The sequence below is a fragment of the Calothrix sp. FACHB-168 genome (genome assembly GCF_963889195.1).
In the GTDB taxonomy this organism is placed as follows: Bacteria; Cyanobacteriota; Cyanobacteriia; order Cyanobacteriales; family Nostocaceae; genus Aulosira; species Aulosira anomala_A.
The window spans coordinates 1-18,925 of the sequence record NZ_CAWPNJ010000048.1 but is presented as its reverse complement, the minus strand read 5'-3'; the positions used below and the strand labels follow the sequence as shown (position 1 = coordinate 18,925).

At 40.2% G+C, this 18,925-nt stretch carries 10 protein-coding genes; all 10 read left to right on the top strand.

Annotated elements, in window-relative coordinates; all coding sequences use genetic code 11:
- Positions 1-120: 120 nt before the first annotated feature.
- Positions 121-984, top strand: a complete 864-nt coding sequence (locus tag AACW45_RS26580; RefSeq protein ID WP_190635943.1) for a helix-turn-helix domain-containing protein — start codon at positions 121-123, stop codon at positions 982-984.
- Positions 985-1,359: 375 nt separating this feature from the next.
- Positions 1,360-4,428, top strand: a complete 3,069-nt coding sequence (locus tag AACW45_RS26575) for a two-partner secretion domain-containing protein (RefSeq protein WP_242046850.1) — start codon at positions 1,360-1,362, stop codon at positions 4,426-4,428.
- Between the two features lie 65 nt (positions 4,429-4,493).
- Entirely contained in the window at positions 4,494-7,034 is a 2,541-nt protein-coding gene (locus AACW45_RS26570) for a two-partner secretion domain-containing protein (RefSeq protein WP_190635941.1), read from the top strand.
- Positions 7,024-9,546 carry a CHAT domain-containing protein gene (locus AACW45_RS26565; RefSeq protein WP_190635939.1) on the top strand — a complete coding sequence of 841 codons (2,523 nt, stop codon included), beginning with the start codon at positions 7,024-7,026 and terminating at the stop codon, positions 9,544-9,546. The genes AACW45_RS26570 and AACW45_RS26565 overlap by 11 nt, the downstream gene beginning before the upstream one ends.
- 261 nt (positions 9,547-9,807) lie before the next feature.
- Positions 9,808-10,113 carry a Nif11-like leader peptide family natural product precursor gene (locus AACW45_RS26560; RefSeq protein ID WP_190635937.1) on the top strand — a complete coding sequence of 102 codons (306 nt, stop codon included), beginning with the start codon at positions 9,808-9,810 and terminating at the stop codon, positions 10,111-10,113.
- Positions 10,114-10,215: 102 nt separating this feature from the next.
- Entirely contained in the window at positions 10,216-11,505 is a 1,290-nt protein-coding gene (locus tag AACW45_RS26555; RefSeq protein ID WP_190635934.1) for a nif11-class peptide radical SAM maturase 3, read from the top strand.
- Positions 11,502-11,675, top strand: coding sequence for a hypothetical protein (locus tag AACW45_RS26550; protein WP_190636021.1), 174 nt, complete (start codon positions 11,502-11,504; stop codon positions 11,673-11,675). Before AACW45_RS26555 ends, AACW45_RS26550 begins: the two co-directional genes overlap by 4 nt.
- A gap of 349 nt (positions 11,676-12,024) precedes the next feature.
- Complete coding sequence (locus AACW45_RS26545) at positions 12,025-13,473, top strand: NHLP bacteriocin system secretion protein (RefSeq protein ID WP_190635932.1); 1,449 nt, start codon at positions 12,025-12,027, stop codon at positions 13,471-13,473.
- On the top strand, positions 13,460-15,856 hold the full coding sequence (locus AACW45_RS26540) for an NHLP family bacteriocin export ABC transporter peptidase/permease/ATPase subunit (protein ID WP_190635931.1): 2,397 nt from the start codon (positions 13,460-13,462) through the stop codon (positions 15,854-15,856). Before AACW45_RS26545 ends, AACW45_RS26540 begins: the two co-directional genes overlap by 14 nt.
- Positions 15,857-15,858: 2 nt before the next feature.
- Complete coding sequence (locus AACW45_RS26535; protein ID WP_190635929.1) at positions 15,859-18,768, top strand: NHLP bacteriocin export ABC transporter permease/ATPase subunit; 2,910 nt, start codon at positions 15,859-15,861, stop codon at positions 18,766-18,768.
- The last annotated feature ends 157 nt before the right edge of the window (positions 18,769-18,925 follow it).

Here is an 18,925-nt window from a genome sequence, read left to right as displayed (position 1 = left end):
ATTGGTGTGACAAGCTGACATTACAGGTCTAAATTTTTACCATCAATGCCCAACATCTGTTGTTAGTGAGTGTTTCTCTATTTTCTCACGCAGTCTATATAGTTTCAATGAGGTTGAAATATGGTGGCTACCATTTGTATGGCTGAGTCCAGTAATCCTCCATTAACACTAAAATTACAACCAGAAGAACTACGCTTTACTCAGTTTTTGATGGAACGTGTACCAGAACCAATTTTCTGGATAGAGCCAACTGCAAAACCCAATGCCAAAGTTTTATATGTTAATCAAGCTGTTTGTCAGTTAGTGGGGAATTCCCGTGAACAGTTGATATCTATGGGTATACAAGACCTAAACCTAGATTTTCTACTCAATGTTTGGGCGAATTTTTGGAATACTGACAAAGAGCAACATCAGACATCCTTTAATACTCAATACCAACAACAAGACGGTTTTAACCTATCATTGGAAATTACTGTTACTTCCATAGAATCTGAGGGCAAAAAGTATAGTTATCTATTGATTTGCCACATTAAGTCACAAACAGTTGCTTCAGGAACTTCACAATCTCAAGGATACCTAAGCATTTCCAGCCAGGAAGAAAAACCAAAATATCCCTTATTAGCATTTCCTGGTAATACCCTATTAAATCAGGTGTTTAACTTTATTGAGGAGAATTATCATCTATCGATTAGCTTGTGTGATGTAGCCACAGCAGTCGGTTACTGTCCAGCTTACTTAACTAATTTGGTACGTCGTCATACAGGAAAAACAGTCAATCATTGGATTGTTGAACGTAGGATGTTAGCAGCACGTAATCTGCTCAAGGAAAGTGATTTGTCGGTAAGTCAGATTGCTGAAGCAGTCGGCTATCAACATGAAGGACATTTCTTCCGACAGTTTCGCCAGAATCATCAGACTACACCCCAAGCTTGGAGGAAATCTCAGTTTATTTACAATGAAGCATCTTCGGTGTTGCTGAATTGAAAAGATGATGTGTCAGTAAAAAGTATCATCTTGTTAAGACTTATCTATCTTCAGAGGGTGAGCGAAAAAGGGTGTGGGAGGTGTGGGGAGTGTGGGGAGCGTGGAGGGTAATTTTTTGGATACTTAGCTAGAAATCCCACACAAAATTTCGTTCACCCATCTTCAGAAATACCTGATTTTGCACTATTTTTGGGCTTTTTTACCTAAACTTAACCTGAATGCTTCTCTAAATATCATACAATTACAACAGGAATAAGTTTTTAACTCACTTTGCATCAGGTTTTAGCTTCTACGATGAATCATAATGGTTGGCGTTGCCAGACGAAATTACCATTAATAATCTGTCTGACTTTTTTAAAAACGATTATCATTTTATTGACAGAAACCACTTCCGCCCAAAGTGAAATTGTACCGGATGATACCTTGGGAACAGAAAAATCCCAAATCATCAACAACTTCAACGGAGTTGTTCAAGAAGGAATAACGGGTGGAAGTGTGCGAGGGATGAACCTGTTTCACAGTTTCCGAGAATTTAATGTGGGAGAAGCAAGAACTGTGTATTTTGCAAATCCGACGGGAATTGAAAATATTTTGGCGCGAGTGACAGGGCGTAATCCTTCGGAAATATTGGGGAAGTTGGGAGTATTAGGCAATGCCAACCTATTTTTACTCAATCCCAATGGCATCATATTTGGTAGAGACGCAAGTTTAGATATTCGTGGTTCATTTGTAGCGACATCAGCTAATGGCGTGAAATTTGGGGAACAAGGATTGTTTAGTGCATCATCTCCCCAAGCAGTACCACTGTTGACAGTGAAACCATCAGCCTTATTTTTTAATCAAATTGGTGCAGGGACAATTGAAAATAGTTCCATAGCACCAGCAGGAGTGAATCAAGTCAGTAATCCTGTATTGGGGTTGAGAGTAGCTGATGGAAATAGCTTGCTGTTAGTGGGGGGGAATGTGCTGAATGCAGGGCGATTAAATGCCTTGGGTGGACGGGTGGAGTTAGCTAGTGTAGCCAGTGTGGGGGAAGTCGGGTTAAGTATTGATGGTAAAAATCTGGCCTTGACATTTCCCCAGGAAGTGGCGCGGGGTGATATTTCACTCAGGAATGGGGCTATTGTGAATGTAGCATCTGATGGTGGTGGTGCGATCGCTCTGACTGGTAACAATATTGATATAAGTGAAGGCAGTTCTCTGAATGCAGGTATTACTAGAGGTTTGGGTACATCAGACACAAAAGCCGGGGATATTACTTTAAATGCCACACAAGCTATATCTTTGAGTCAATCCAGCAGTGTGGCCAACCAAGTCAGTGAGAATACTACAGGAATTAGTGGCAATATTAATATTCAAGCAGGCTCACTCAATTTAACTAATGGGAGTGATTTAATTGCCTCTACCTTTGGAGAAGGAAATACAGGCGGCATTTTTATAGATGTCAAAGGTGCTGTTACCCTAGATGGTGAAGACACAAATGGCAATCCTAGTAGAATTGTATCTCAAGTCAGAGAGTCAGCAATTGGAGATAGTGGGGATATTAAGATCACAGCAGAGTCACTCAATCTAACTGGTGGTGGTTCGTTGACTAGTAGTACCTTTGGCAAGGGGAATGCTGGCAGGATTACTATAGATATCAAAGGTGCTGTTAACCTGGATGGTGAAACTACAAATGGCATTGTTAGTACAATTATCTCTCAAGTAGTTAACTCGGCAATTGGCAATGGTGGCGATATTGAGATCACAGCAGACTCCCTAAATCTCTCAAATGGCACTTTTGTAAGTAATAGTACCTTTGGAGTGGGGAATGGTGGTAGCATTACTATAGATGTGAAAGGTGCTGTTAAACTTGATGGTGAAAGCACCAATGGTATTCCTAGTGCAATTGTTAGTAACGCAGAACAGACAGCAATTGGAAATGGTGGGGATATAAATATCACAGCAGAGTCTCTTACCCTCTTAAATGGCAGTTTGTTTACTAATAGTACCTTTGGAGTGGGGAATGGTGGTAGCATTACTATAGATGTAAAAGATGCTGTTAAACTTGACGGTGAAAGCACCAATGGTATTCCTAGCGTAATTGGCTCTCAAGTAGGATGGTCAGCAATTGGAAATGGTGGGGATATAAATATCACAGCAGGCTTCCTAACTCTCACTCAAGGAGTTGCTTTGAGTAATCTTGCCATTGGAAATGGGAATGCTGGTAGCATTTTTATAGATGTGAAAGGTGCTGTTAACCTTGATGGTGAAAGCCGAAATGGTATTATTAATACTACAATTATTACTCAAGTACAAGAGACAGCAATTGGAGATGGTGGAGATATTAAAATCAAAGCAGGCTCCCTGAATCTCTTCAATGGTAGTTTTTTGAGTACCAATATATTTGGACAGGGGAATGCCGGCAACATTGTTATAGATGTCAAAGGTGCTGTTAACCTGGATGGTGAAGGCATAAATGGCTTTTCTAGTGAAATTACCTCTAAAGCAGAAAATACAGCAATTGGAAATGGTGGCAATATTCATCTCAAAGCAGAGTCACTAAATTTAAACCAGGGAGCTAATCTGAGTGCAAGTACATTAGGGGAAGGAAAAGGGGGAAATATTCAGATAGAGACATCTGAGTTTGTCAATTTGAGTAATGATTCGCAAATTTCTGTGAATAGCCGAAGCCAAGGTGATGCAGGGGAGTTGAGCATAAAAACTAACTCTCTGACTCTCAGGGGGCGATCGCGTTTATTAGCAGATACATTCAGCAGCGAAGGTGGTAATATTCAATTGCAGATACGAGACTTACTACTGCTCAGAGACAATAGCAGAATTTCCACCACCGCAGGACAACAAGCCACAGGCGGAAATGGTGGCAATATTGACATTAACACCAAATTTTTAGTCGCCGTTCCCAATGAAAATAGTGATATTACTGCCAATGCCTTTGCAGGTAAAGGTGGTTTAATCAGAATTAACACACAGGGAATCTTTGGGATAGAAAAGAGTGACAGTCTGACTCAATTGGGTGATATCACTGCTTTTTCCCAACAAAACCCCCAACTCAACGGTGAAATCATTATCAATACTCCAAGTGCAGATATCAGCAATGAGTTAGTCGCTTTACCTACAAATGTAGTTGATGCTAGCAGGCTGATTACTCAAGGATGTTCAGCTTCATCAGTAGCTAACAGAAAGTCCCCAAGCCAATTTATCATTACAGGACGAGGAGGTATCCCACCACAGCCTAATCATGCTTTACGTGTGCCGACGATCGCGATTTCTGCAAATAATCTCACCACAACTCAATCAAATCAACCTCTCCCTGTCACTGCCATATTAGAGGCTAATACTTTGAGTTTAAATGACCAAGGACAAATAATTTTAAGTGTCAGCAGTGGGACTGACACTTCTAATTGGAGAACAAATAACGATAAATGTCAAAATAGTTCCTAGAAGACCAACTAGCTTTATTTCTAATTTTATTAATTATCCCTATTAAATAACATGGCGATTGAGTGATGAAATCAAGCTTGATTTTGTTAGGTTCAGTAAATAGGTTGCTGCTGATCTTAGAAATAATGCTTTTCTGGTCTAGCTGCGCTAAAGCACAGGTAGTTTCTGATGGTACACTCAACACAACTGTCAATTCTGCCAATGCTCAAGATTTCATCATTAAAAATGGCACTGTAGTCAATAACAATTTATTCCACAGTTTAAGTCAGTTTTCTATTCCCACAGGTGGATCTGCTACCTTTGATTTAGGAAATACACCCAATGTCTCAACAATTTTCAGTCGGGTGACTGGTGGTAGTATTTCCCATATAGACGGCTTGATTCAGACTATCAATCACAACAATCCAGTCAATTTTTTCTTCATTAATCCTAGTGGTATTATTTTCGGAAGTAATGCACAGATTAATATTAATGGTTCTTTTATTGCTTCGACAGCATCTAGTGTAAAATTTGCCGACGGTTCGCAATTTAGTACAGAAAAATCTACTGCATCTCTTCTCAAAATTAGCATACCAATTGGATTGCAACTTGAAGCTAATTCAGGAGAAATTCATGTGCAAGGTTCGGGACACAATATCACCAGATTAGGTTTATCTTTACTCAACAGAAGTGCAGCAAAACATACAGGTTTACAGGTTGCTCCTGGACGTACCTTAGCTTTAGTAGCAAGAAACATCAGCCTTGATGGTGGTTTACTCATTGCTGATTCTGGCCAAGTTGATTTAACAGCTTTGAGTAATGGTGAATTGATTCTGGGACAAGGAAATGAATTCTCAACTATTAATAGAACACCTAAGACCGAATTGGGAGATATTCAACTCCAATCTGCGGCACTAGTAGATGTTAGTGGGATCAAGTCAGGTACAGTCCAGTTAAGGGGTAGAAATATCACTTTACAAGACGGCTCAATCATTGTGGGACAATCCCTGGGTGAACAAACCAGTGGGGATATACAAGTCATTGGCACTCAATCATTAGTGATCAGTGGTACAAATACAGCAGTTTCTAGCCGCATTGCTACTCAATCATTAGGTAATGGTAGAGGAGGAAATATTAACATTTCCGTACCTCGTTTGTTACTGCGTGATGGAGGTACTATTGTTGCCCAAACCTTTAGTGCAGCAGATAGTGGGGATATTAATATTCAAGCTAATGATTTTATCGGTATTAGGGGCAATTCTGCTGTTGATGCTGCTGATTTGAGTGCAATTACAACGGCAACTTTTAACATCGGCTCATCGGGAAAATTGACGGTATCAACTAATATTTTAGACATTAGAGATGGCGCACAGATTACAAATTCCACATTGGGTAAAGGAAATGCCACTCATCTGATTATCAATGCCACCAAGCTAATTAATATTGAGGGTAATTCTAATGCAGTAATTTCCAATAGTGCAATTGTTTCCAACTCTTTTGGAGAGGGTAACGGAGGACAAATTCTTGTTAATACCCCCATCCTTCAACTTAAAAACGGCGGTGCAATTCTCTCTAGTGGATATTCTAGTGGTAATGCAGGTGACATTACAATTAATGCCAAAGAATCTGTTGAAATTGTTAATTCTGGTACTTTCGATTTTAGTCCTGTCAGTACAACATTTCTCAATAGCCGAATTAGCTCTGATATTGTGACTCCGCCTGATTTTCTACAAGCTATTTTAGGACTGCCACCAATTGCAACAGGTAATTCTGGGTCAATTGTAATTAATACTCATCAGATAACATTAACTAATGGTGCTAGTGTGTCTGTTGCTAATACTGCTCCCAGAAAAAATGGACAAGCTAATGTAGGGGATTTAAAAATTACAGCTAATTATTTAACTCTGCAAGGGCGATCGCGGTTATTAGCAGATACATTCAGCAGCGAAGGTGGTAATGTTCAATTGCGGGTACGAGATTTACTGCTACTCAGAGATAATAGCAGAATTTCCACCACCGCAGGACAACAAGCCACAGGCGGAAATGGTGGCAATATTGACATCAACACCAAATTTTTAGTCGCTGTTCCCAGGGAAAATAGCGATATTACCGCCAATGCCTTTGCAGGTAAAGGTGGTTTAATCAGAATTAACACACAGGGAATCTTTGGGATAGAAAAGAGTGACAGTCTGACTCAATTGGGTGATATCACTGCTTTTTCCCAACAAAACCCCCAACTCAACGGTGAAATCATCATCGATACTCAAAATGCAGATATCAGCAATGAGTTAGTCGCTTTACCTACAAATGTAGTTGATGCTAGCAGGCTGATTACTCAAGGGTGTGCAGCATCAACCGTGGCTAACAGGCATTCCCCAAGCCAATTTATCATTACAGGACGAGGAGGTATACCACCACAGCCTAATAATGCTTTGCGTGTGCCGGCGATCGCAATTTCTACAAATCCTCTCACTACAACTCAATCAAATCAACCTCTCCTGCTTACTCCGACATTAGAGGCTAATACTTGGAGTTTAAATGACCAAGGGCAGATAATTTTGAGTGTTAGTCCTACTGTTCAAACTTCTACACTTAAAACTAACTATAGTAAATGTCATGCTTCCTAGAAAAACTAATTGGCAATACAGATTATCTCAGCGACTAAAAGCAATTATATTTGTCTGTTTAGGTATTATTTTATCTGTAATTTTTTCTGGTTTATTACCTAATTCAACAATTGCCAAAACACCTCTAATAGATGCCCAAAAACTGGAAGTGGAAGGAAAAAATCTTTACGAATCTGGTCAATTTGATGCAGCCGTCAATATTTGGCAACAGGCTGCTCATGCTTACAAAAAATTAGGTAATCAGGAAGGTGAATTCCAAAATTTAATTAATGTCGCTGAAGCCCTACAAGCTAATGGAATGGATCTCAAAGCTTGCAATCAAATATTACAAGCTTTTGACATCAACCAGCCAGATTGCCGAAAATTAGTCCAAGAGCGTAACGTTTCACAAAACAATTCATGGTTACAAAATTTGGCAAACCAAAAAAAATCCCTCATTATGGCTAATGGTTTGCAGAGTTTGGGAGATGTATTGCAAAAACTGAACCGTCCAGATTTGTCTATAAAAGTTTTAAACATCAGTTTACAAGTTGCTCAAGAGCTATCATCACCCACAATGGAAAGTGTGACCTTGTTGAGTCTGGGTAATGCTCAAAGAACATTAGGGGAAAGAATACAGATTCAAACAGGCACAATCAATAAACAAAACTCTAGTCCTTTAAGTTGTGGAGAGCAAGCCACAAATAGTGAAGAAATTGCATTTTATCAGCAAGCTAATTTGCTGTATCAGCAAGCAGGAGATAAATCCATATCTAGTCAAATTTCCGTGCAAGCGAAATTAAATCACTTGAGTTTATTAATTAGAATCAATCAGCTAACAACAGCACAAAATTTAATTCCCAAAATTGAGTCACAGCTAAAAGAATTACCTGTTGATCAAAATACAGTTTTTAACCACATTAATTTTGCTCAAAGTCTCATTTGTGTTAACCAATATTCCCCTAGCAAGCCTGTTGATGTGAAAGATATTGCCCGACAGTTGACAATAGCTTGGCAACAAGCAAAAACCCTGGGTAATCAACGTGCTGAATCCTATGCTGTTGGATATCTGGCTTGGCTTTATGCACAGAACCAGCAATACTCAGAAGCCTTAGTTTTGACGCAAAAGGCACTTTTGCAGGCGCAAGCCATCTCGGCTAATGATATGGCCTACCAGTGGCAATGGCAACTAGGACATATTCTCAAAGCCCAGGGGAATATTAAAGAGGCGATCGCCGCTTATAATGCAGCTATTGATACTTTGCAATCTCTGCGTCTGGATCTGGCTGCGATGAACTCCCAGCTACAGTTTTCTTTTCGGGAAAAGGTTGAACCAGTTTATCGTCAACTAGTTTATCTACTCTTATTAAATCAGGAATCTGCTGATTTAAATGCAAATAATAATCTGAAGCAAGCCCGAAATACAATAGAGTCTTTGCAGTTAGCCGAAATAGAAAACTTTTTACAAGAGCCTTGTTTAAAGCCTCGAATTGAAATTGATCAAATTATCGAAAAAAGCGATGTAAAAGCAGCTATCATTTATCCTATTCTTCTAGAAAGTAAATTAGCAATTATTCTGAAATTGCCCCAACAAAAAGAACTGCGTTATTATGAAACTTCCATATCACAAGAAAATGTAGAAACAAATATAATTAAATTACAACAATATTTGTCTAATGTAACTAGAAGCTTCCAAGTTAAAATTTTATCCCAACAAGTCTATGATTGGTTAATTCGTCCTATAGAAATAGATTTAGAGTCTAATAACATAGAAACTTTAGTCTTTGTCTTAGATGGAAATCTGCGTAGTATTCCTATGTCAGTTTTATATGATAGAGAACAACAAAAATACCTCATCGAAAAGTATGCGATCGCCATAGCACCTACTTTACAACTTTTTGATGCTAAACCTCTACGCAGTTCCCCTATGAAAGTTTTAGCAGCAGGAGTCAGTGAAAAACGTTCTATTGCTGGGCAAGAATTTTCTCCCCTGACTAATGTTAAGAAAGAATTAGATAATATTCAGACAGAAATCCCACAAAGCGAAAGTCTTTTCAATAATAAATTCACAAAAATCAACATAGAAATAAAACTGCAATCATCTGATTTTTCTGTGGTTCATCTAGCAACTCACAGTCAATTTAGTTCTAACCCTGATCAAACCTTTATTCTCACTTGGGATAAACTACTTAAGATAGAAGATTTAGTTGACATATTACAACCAACTAGTTTCAACGGCTCTAATCCTATTGAGTTGCTAGTTCTAAGTTCGTGCGAAACTGCTACAGGCGATAGACAAGCCACTTTAGGATTAGCAGGAATAACTGTCAGAACAGGAGCAGAAAGCGCATTAGCAAGTTTATGGTCAATAGATGATTTTTCCACTAGTGAAATCATGAATTATTTTTATCAAGAATTAAAAAAAGGAAGAAGCAGAGCTAAAGCACTTCAGCAGGCTCAATTAGCTTTGTTAAAAAAAGATAATCGTCCTTATTTTTGGTCAAGTTTTGTCTTAGTAGGAAATTGGCTCTAGATCTGATTTGTAAACAAAAGCTTAAGATGCCAGTATATTCTTAAATCCTATTACCTCATATTTTCTCCTCCAATAAATTACACAATTTGAAATCACATACAAGCAAAATATAAAAATAAGCTAGTGAGAAATAATAATTCTATATTGATTTCTGCCCTTATTAGCATTTAAATAATCACATAAGCCAGCAATAAATATTGTCATAAACAAATTTATTGTTAGCATCAAAAACCTCTAACACAAGTGTACAAGGAGATTATTATGTCTATTAAAGATGCTCAAGCTTTTTATTCGAGAATGAAAACAGATGATGCTTTTCTCGATCAAGTAGAGAATGCAGCTAGTCCTGAAAATCGTCTGGAAATTATTCAAGCTGCTGGTTATGATTTTAGTTCAGAAGAATTTAATACAGTCTTAGCTCAAAATGCTCAACCAGAAAACGCTGAATTGAGTGAAGCAGAACTGTTACAAGTTAGTGGTGGAATTCGCTTTGCAAGTCCAGGTGTCGTTCGCCCTCTTTATGGCGTTGGCATACCACCCAGAAATTATTGGAGACCACGTAAATAGTAAATAATCAATTAGTAGGACTTAAATCAAAAGTAAATCTTTAAGTCCTGCTAGAAAATAGGCTGGAAAATCTTAATTTTGCATTGATATTTCAGGAGTTCGATGCCAGATTTGCACGAAGAATACGAAGCATATCGGCGTATTACTTACGCTGTATGGGAAATTACTCTTAAATGTAATCTTGCTTGTAGTCATTGTGGTTCAAGAGCAGGAGAAGAGCGCGTAAAAGAACTCTCAACGGCAGAAGCTCTAGATTTAGTGCGACAATTAGCAGAAGTAGGAATCAAAGAGGTGACGCTGATTGGCGGAGAAGCCTTTATGCGTGCTGATTGGTTGGAAATTGCCGCCGCTATTAGCCAAGTTGGTATGCTCTGCACCATGACTACTGGTGGCTATAGTATTTCCCGTGAGATGGTCAAAAAAATGAAAGCGGCGGATATTGCTTTTGTTTCCGTATCTACCGATGGTTTACAAGCCACCCATGACCGTCTGCGTGGTCGCAAAGGCTCTTGGGAGTCAGGCGCACGCACAATGGGTTTTTTAAGAGAAGAGGGTATTCCCTTTGGTTGTAACACTCAAATTAACCGCCTTTCTGCTCCCGAATTTCCACTGATTTATGAGCATATCCGGGATTTAGGGGCGGTATCTTGGCAAATTCAGTTGACTGTACCGATGGGTAATGCAGCAGACAACGCAGAGATATTACTGCAACCGTATGAGTTGTTAGCACTTTATCCTATGTTGGCTAGGGTTGCTCAACGCGCCCGTCGTGAAGGTAAAGTTCAACTAGCAACAGGGAATAACATTGGTTATTATGGCCCTTATGAACGACTTTTGCGTGCTGACTTTAGCGAAGATCCATCATATTCGTTTTGGCAAGGTTGTAGTGCTGGGTTAAATTCAATTGGGTTAGAAGCTGACGGGGCAATCAAAGGCTGTCCCTCATTACCCACAGCAGCTTATACTGGTGGAAATATCCGCGATCGCTCCCTTAGAGAAATCATTGCCACATCAGAACAGTTACGCTTTAATCTAGGCGCAGACACTCCCCAAGGTACAGCTCATCTGTGGGGTTTCTGCAAAAGTTGTCAGTATGCAGAACTCTGTCGGGGTGGCTGTAATTGGACAGCACACGTTTTCTTCGATAAACGCGGTAATAATCCTTACTGTCACCATCGCGCATTGGAAATGGCCAAGCGCGGGCTACGGGAAAGATTTTATTTAAAAGTCAAAGCCGCAGGAATACCCTTTGATAACGGTGAATTTGCTTTGATTGAAGAGTCTCTAGATGCGCCTTGGCCAGAGAATGATCCTCTACATTTTACGCCTGAGTCGATTCAGTGGTCAGATAGTTGGCAAGAACACCCACAGCGTTTTGCTTTATTCAGATGAATACTACTCCAGTTAACTTATTAACTCCCATAGTTTCACCATCAGAAACCCTAGTAGAGTCTCCCTTATTACCTCGTTCTGCTTGGCAAAATCCCGAAGTATTCGCAAGATTACTACTGAAAACTAAAAAAATGTTAGATATTGCTGAATTCAGTAGCTTATTTGATTGAACTACTCAAAAAAGTCATTGCAATATGGGTAACTGAGTTTTTTCTGTTACCCATTTGTTATGCAGCGAAAAGTCGGAGCGCCGGCTTGCGGCGCTCTGAACTTTTCAAGACAGAGACGCAGAGAGGATAAAGAGTTTGAAGTGTCAGCACATCAAATTTCATTCTCTGATTCAGTAAGGTCTATTTTCCTAAGACTTCACTAAAATAGCGAGTTCTATCTAAATATTGTGCATTTGATCAGGCAAGACTTTTTTATATTCTTGGGTCTATACCAACTAAATTCTGTCTTTTCATTAAAAAAATACATCATAATTTTTAGTTCCAAATCTATCGATTAACACAAATACCAATGTTAGAGCAGAAGCGTCGCATATTTCGCCAAGAATCTGTGGAGCGTCTATCTTCTCCTGAAAGATTAGACCAACTCATGCAGGTAGTCAGCCCCAAAAGTTGGCTACCTCTGGTAGCTTTAAGCTCTTTGGTGGGAGTAGCTATTGTTTGGAGTATTTATGGACGTATTCCCATCACAATTGAAGGGCGAGGAGTATTAATTTATCCGCGTAAAGTAGTACCTCTACAATCAAAAAATTCAGGACAATTAACAAATGTCAACTTCAAAGTTGGTGACTCGATTAAAAAAGGACAGGTATTAGCAATCATTGATCAATCTGATCTGCGTCAGCAACTCGAACAACAAAAAGCTAAACTAGCACAACTAGAATCACAAGACCAAGCAGCTAACTCCATATTTAAACAACGTTTAGCACAAGACACACAGTCAATTCAACAACAACGTCAATATCTACAACAACGCATTCAGGAACTTCAAACCCTTACACCTATTCTCAAAACTAGAGATAATAGCTCTCTTGAACAGCAGCGTAAAAGTTTAAAACAAAGTCTTCAACGCTTTCAAGCCTTAAGTCCAGTTTTTCGGCGCAGAATGGAGATTCGCCAAAATTTATTTAAACAAGAAGGAGTATTTTCAGCCGATGAAGCTTTGCAAGCAGAACAGGAATATCTAGAAAATTTACAAAGGATTTCTGACCTGGAAACTCAATTGAAAGCACTTGATGTCACAGAGACTCAAAAACAAAAAGAATATAGTGAAAATATATCAACTATTTCCGATTTACAAGCCCAATTAAAGAAACTAGATAGTGAGCAAGCTTCTCAAGCGCAACAAGACCTAGAAAATACTAATAATCGCAAAAAAGAAATTCAAGAAGTTAAACGAGAAATAGCTAAGTTGCAACTACAAGTAGGTGATAATAGCAAAATTATTAGCCAATATAACGGACGAGTTTTAGAAACCACAGTGGCGCAGGGACAAGTAATTAATGCTGGTACTCGTTTAGCAAATATAGAAGTAGAAAATCCTGATAGTAAGTTAGTAAGTTTAGCTTATTTTTCAGTAGCAGAAGGTAAAAAGATCCAATCAGGAATGCCAATTCAAATCACTCCTGAAACGGTGAAGCGAGAAAGATTTGGCGGCATTGTCGGGAAGGTGATTAATATTTCTAATTTCCCCACCACCAAAGAAGCGGCAATTAATGAAGTAGGTAATTCCGAAGTAGTTGAAGGTTTAGTATCACAAAAAAATGAAGGATTTCTCCAAGTATTTTCTGAAATCCAAAATGATGCTCAAACCTTCAGTGGCTATAAATGGTCTTCATCTAAAGGGCCACAAATGAAGATTTCTTCTGGAACTACTACTATTGTGCGTGTTCAGGTCGAAGAACGCGCTCCCATTACGTTTGTATTACCTATTTTGAGGTCGTTCAGTGGCATCTACTAACCCAACTATAGGTTTACCTACGAATTTTCGGCAGTATCTACAGAAACTACTGCCTCAAAGAAGCAAGCGGGTAAAAACACCAACTCTTTTGCAAATGGAAGCAGTTGAATGTGGTGCTGCGGCTTTAGGAATTATCTTAGGTTACTTTGGTCGGATTGTACCATTGCCAGAATTGCGGCGGGAGTGTGGTGTTTCCCGCGATGGTAGTAAAGCATCAAATGTGTTGAAAGCTGCCAGAAATTATGGTTTGGAGGCTAAGGGTTTAAGAAAAGAACTAGATAAACTCCCAGACCTCAGTCCTCCTTATATTATCTTTTGGGACTTTAATCACTTTTTGGTAGTAGAAGGATTTCGCAACCAGAGAGTGTATCTGAATGACCCCGCTACAGGCCCCCGTACTGTATCTTTGCAAGAATTTGACGAAGGTTATACGGGTGTAGTCTTGGTAATGGAACCAGGAAGTGAGTTCCAAAAGGGTGGACGTAAACCCAGTATGATTGGGTCTTTGTGGGAGAGGCTACAGAGTTCAACCAGTGCCTTACTTTACTGCTTAATGGCAGGATTTTTCTTAACTTTGGTGGGGATGGCTGTACCCGTATTTAGCCAAATATTTGTCGATGAAATTCTTGTAGAACAAAGATTAGATTGGCTTAATCCCTTGCTTTTGGGAATGGCTGTGGCTGCTGTTCTGCAAGGCTTTCTCACATTACTGCGCCTGCAATATTTACGTCGTTTAAAAATTAAATTGTCCGTGGGAATGTCTAGCCGGTTTCTCTGGCATTTGTTGCGCCTACCAGTAGGGTTTTATGCCCAACGTTTTGCCGGAGAAATTACCAGTCGGATGAGTCTTAATGACCAAGTGGCTAACGTGCTTTCGGGACAGTTGACCACCACAATTATTGATGCTGTGATGGTGGTTTTCTATGCCTTGATTATGTTGCAATATGATTGGCTATTAACTTTGATTGTCATCAGTTTAGCGATCGCCAACATTTTCACCTTGCGCTTAGTCTCTCGTCAACGGGTAGACCTCAACCAAAAATTAATGCTAGATTTTGGCAAGGCTGAAGGTGTTTCCATAGCAGCTCTCCAAGGCATCGAAACCCTGAAAGCATCAGGCTTAGAATCAGATTTCTTTTCTCGCTGGTCAGGCTATTACACCAAGGCCATCAATAGCCAACAACAAATGGATGTCACCAACCAATTATTTTCTATTCTACCTACACTCTTAGACGCTATTTCTAGCTTGTTATTATTAGTGATTGGTGGTTTGCGAGTCATGGATGGACATCTGAGCATTGGGATGCTGGTAGCTTTTCAAGGCTTAGTAGGCAGTTTTCAAGCACCAGTCGCCAGCCTATTGAATTTTGGCAGTACCCTACAAGAATTAGAAGGCAATTTGGTTCGCTTAGATGATGTTTTAGATAACCCGACTGATAAAGCGATCGCCCAAAGAAACTTAGCTCATGAAGAAGCAGGGGAGCAGGGAGCAAGGGAGCAAGGGAGCTTTCACCCACAAAGGGTGTTACCAAAGTGGAACTTACTTAGGTTTCTCTCTTTATTTCCCCCAGCCCCCAGCCCCCAGCCCCCAGCCCCTTCTCAAGTTATCGAACCATTATCTTATTTTTCAGCCTCACCCAGATTGCAAGGATATGTAGAATTACGCAACCTCACATTTGGCTATAGTCGCCTAGAACCACCTTTAATCGAAAATTTTAATCTTTCTCTCAAACCAGGACAAAGAGTGGCTTTAGTCGGTGGCAGTGGTTCTGGTAAGTCTACCATTGCCAAACTCGTCAGTGGACTTTACCAACCTTGGGCTGGAGAAATTCTGTTTGACGAACAACCAAAAGAAGAAATTCCCCACCAATTATTAACTAATTCTGTGGCAATGGTAGAACAGGATATTTTATTATTTGGTGGCACAGTTAGGGATAATTTAACGCTTTGGGATAATACTATATCCGATAAAAACTTAAAACGAGCTTGTCAAGATGCTGCCATTGATGATGTGATTTTGGCTCTCAATAGTGGATATGATGCCGAACTGATGGAAGGTGCGGCTAATTTAAGCGGTGGTCAACGCCAACGCCTAGAAATTGCCCGTGCTTTGGTAAATAATCCCTCAATCCTGATTATGGATGAAGCCACCAGTGCCTTAGATGCGGAGACAGAGCGCATTATTGACGAAAATCTGCGGCGACGGGGATGCACTTGCATTATTGTGGCACACCGATTAAGTACGATTCGAGACTGCGATGAAATCATCGTCCTAGAACGAGGCAAGGTAGTGCAACGAGGTACTCATCAGCAATTGTGGCAGACAGAAGGTGTGTACTCACGGTTAATTCGCACAGAAGGGGAAGCCTTGGAGGAGGAATAAAGATGCAGCAAAAAAGAGTCGATCAATTTGCCATACATGGTCAAACCTATATATTGCAAGGCAATGAGCCGATACTATTGGATGATCCTGCTAGAGTTTGGGTAATTCAATCTGGCTCTATGGCCTTATTTGCGATCGCACTTCAAGATGGTGTTATTGCAGGAACTCGCCGTTATTTATTTAGTTTCTCTCAGGGACAAGCCCTATTCGGTACTAAAGCCATGAACGGTCAACAGCAAATTTTAGCTGTGCCGATTGGAGAGGTAGAATTACTGCAACTACATCCAGAATGTTTTCCCGAATTAGTTGCTCATGGTGATAGTAGAGCATTTGACTGGGTAGAATCTTGGCTGTGGGAACTTAGTAGTGTGTTATCTGGGGTAACTCTCCCAGCCATTGAGGTGGTATCTCAAGGAGAAACGCGGTTTTCTCTGTTGGATGGTCAAACTTTCCAAGGGGAAGCCGGGACTATCTGTTGGGTAAAGATTCAGCAAGGGGTTGTTCACTTATTAGGTTTGTCAGAATTAACCCTGACACCTGCAATGGGTTATTTTCCCCTGACTGACAAAATGTGGTTAGAAGTTGTGGCGGAGGTTCAACTCACCACCCTGAAAACCCGTGAATTTTTGAATGCTGACCAACTCTTAGCTGCTTTGTCGGCAATGCACATTCAATTACTGCAATGTGTAGAGTTTTTCGACCGACAAGAAGCAGAAGCAGAAATGATGCGATTGCGCGATCGCCTGCATCTGAATCGTCAAGTAACTTATCAAGCGTTAGAAGAGTTAGCATCAACTATCAATCCTCAAGATGGCGACTTTTTCCTAGAAGGTACACCCTTGTTAGTGGCGGCTGGGGCGGTTGGGAAAGCGATCGGAGTAAAAATTTCGCCTCCCGCCCGTTCCGAGAATCTCAAACGAGTCAAAGAACCTTTAGAAGCTATTGTCCGCGCCTCTCGGATTCGGATGCGCCGAGTTTTATTAAGAGACAACTGGTGGGAAAAGGATTGTGGGGCTTTAGTTGCTTATACAGAGGTAGATAATCGCCCGGTAGCTTTATTACCAGTTTCTACTACTAGCTATGAATTATTTGATCCCGTTAACCATACCCGTACCAAGGTAGATGAAGCTATAGCGATGACACTTGCACCTGTCGCCTATATGTTTTATCGTTCCTTCCCCGATCAGGTACTTAACACCTACAATGTGATTTTGTTTGCCCTGAAAGGACGGAAACTAGATGTTTTCCTGACTGTACTTACAGGGGTGGCTGTGACGCTGTTAGGGATGCTCACACCCCAGGCCACTGCTATTATTATGGATAACGCCATTCCCGATAGCGATCGCGGTTTGTTACTCCAAGTCGGAATGGGGCTATTGGTTGCATCATTAGGTACAGTATTATTCCAAATAACTCAGAATTTTGCACTTTTACGTATTGAAACCACCGCCGCCACAGCTACGGAGGTAGCTGTGTGGGATCGACTGATGAACCTACCAGTATCTTTTTTCCGCAAGTATACAACAGGGGATCTACATTCAAGAGCCTCATCTGTCGGTGAAATCAGTCGTCAACTCAGTGCAAATACAATTATCAAACTGATTACCAGTTTCTTTGCATTATTTTATTTAGGGCAATTATTTAACTACAACTTTCAGTTAGCCTTACTTGCGGTTGCTGTTGCTGTGATTACCAGCGCAGTCACCATCCTTTCTGGTATCCTCCTCGTTGGTAAAGTGCATCCTTTACTAGAATTACAGGGCAATATTTTCGGACAAACAGTACAAATCATTAATGGCATTTCTAAACTACATATTGCAGGAGCCGAAGAACGCGCCTTTGCTTCTTGGAGTAAAAACTATACTCGTCAACTCAAGCTGACTCTCAGTACACAACAAGTAGAAGATGCTGTAGTTCTTTTTAATACAGTAATGCCCATATTTACCTCTGGAGTCCTGTTTTGGTTAACTATCAACCAGTTTAAAACGGCTCAGACTTCAGGCACTATGGCTATTACCATAGGTACATTCTTAGCCTTCAACACGGCTTTTGATCAATTTGTTGGCGGTACTACCAATCTCAGTAATGTCGTTACTGAAATTGTCCAAATTACTCCCCACTGGCAACGTACTAAACCCATTTTACAAGCTGTCCCCGAAGTAGATTTAAGCAAAGCTGACCCAGGAAAATTAGTAGGCAAAATTGTTGTAGACCATGTCATGTTTCGCTATCGTCCAGATGGGGCATTAATCTTGGATGATGTAAGTATCTCTGCACAACCAGGAGAATTTATTGCCCTCGTTGGAGGTTCTGGAAGCGGTAAATCAACAATCTTTCGACTATTACTTGGGTTTGAAACTCCACAAAGTGGCAGCATTTACTACGATGGTCAGGACTTATCTGGTTTGGATGTCGAAGCAGTCCGCCGACAGTTGGGTGTCGTCTTACAAAACGGCCGTTTGAATGCAGGCTCTATTTTTGAAAATATCGCTGGTGGTGCAAATATTACCTTTGATGAAGCTTGGGAAGCCGCTAAAATGTCCGGCTTCGCTGATGATGTAGCTGCTATGCCGATGGAAATGCACACCGTAGTGAGTGAAGGAGGTGGTAATCTTTCTGGAGGACAACGCCAACGCTTACTCATAGCTCGCGCTTTAGTATTAAAACCTCGCATTCTGCTGTTTGATGAAGCTACTAGCGCACTCGATAACAGAACTCAAGCAATTGTCAGTGAAAGCTTAGACAAAATGCAGGTGACAAGAATAGTTATTGCTCACCGACTCAGCACAATTCGCAATGCTCATCGCATCTATGTATTACAAGCAGGAAGAATTGTACAGCAAGGAAGTTTTCAGGAACTCGCTTCAGTTGAAGGACTATTTGCTCAATTAATGGCTCGCCAAATGGCTTAGTAATAAGCTAATTCACTGACAGATGCAAGTTTTGCTCAACAACACAAATAATAAATATAGAGGTGCAAAATGAAAATTCAAATGATTGGTCATGCTTCCATATTTGTAGAAACACAAGATTGCAAAGTAATGATGGACCCAGTGCTTTGGGATAAAT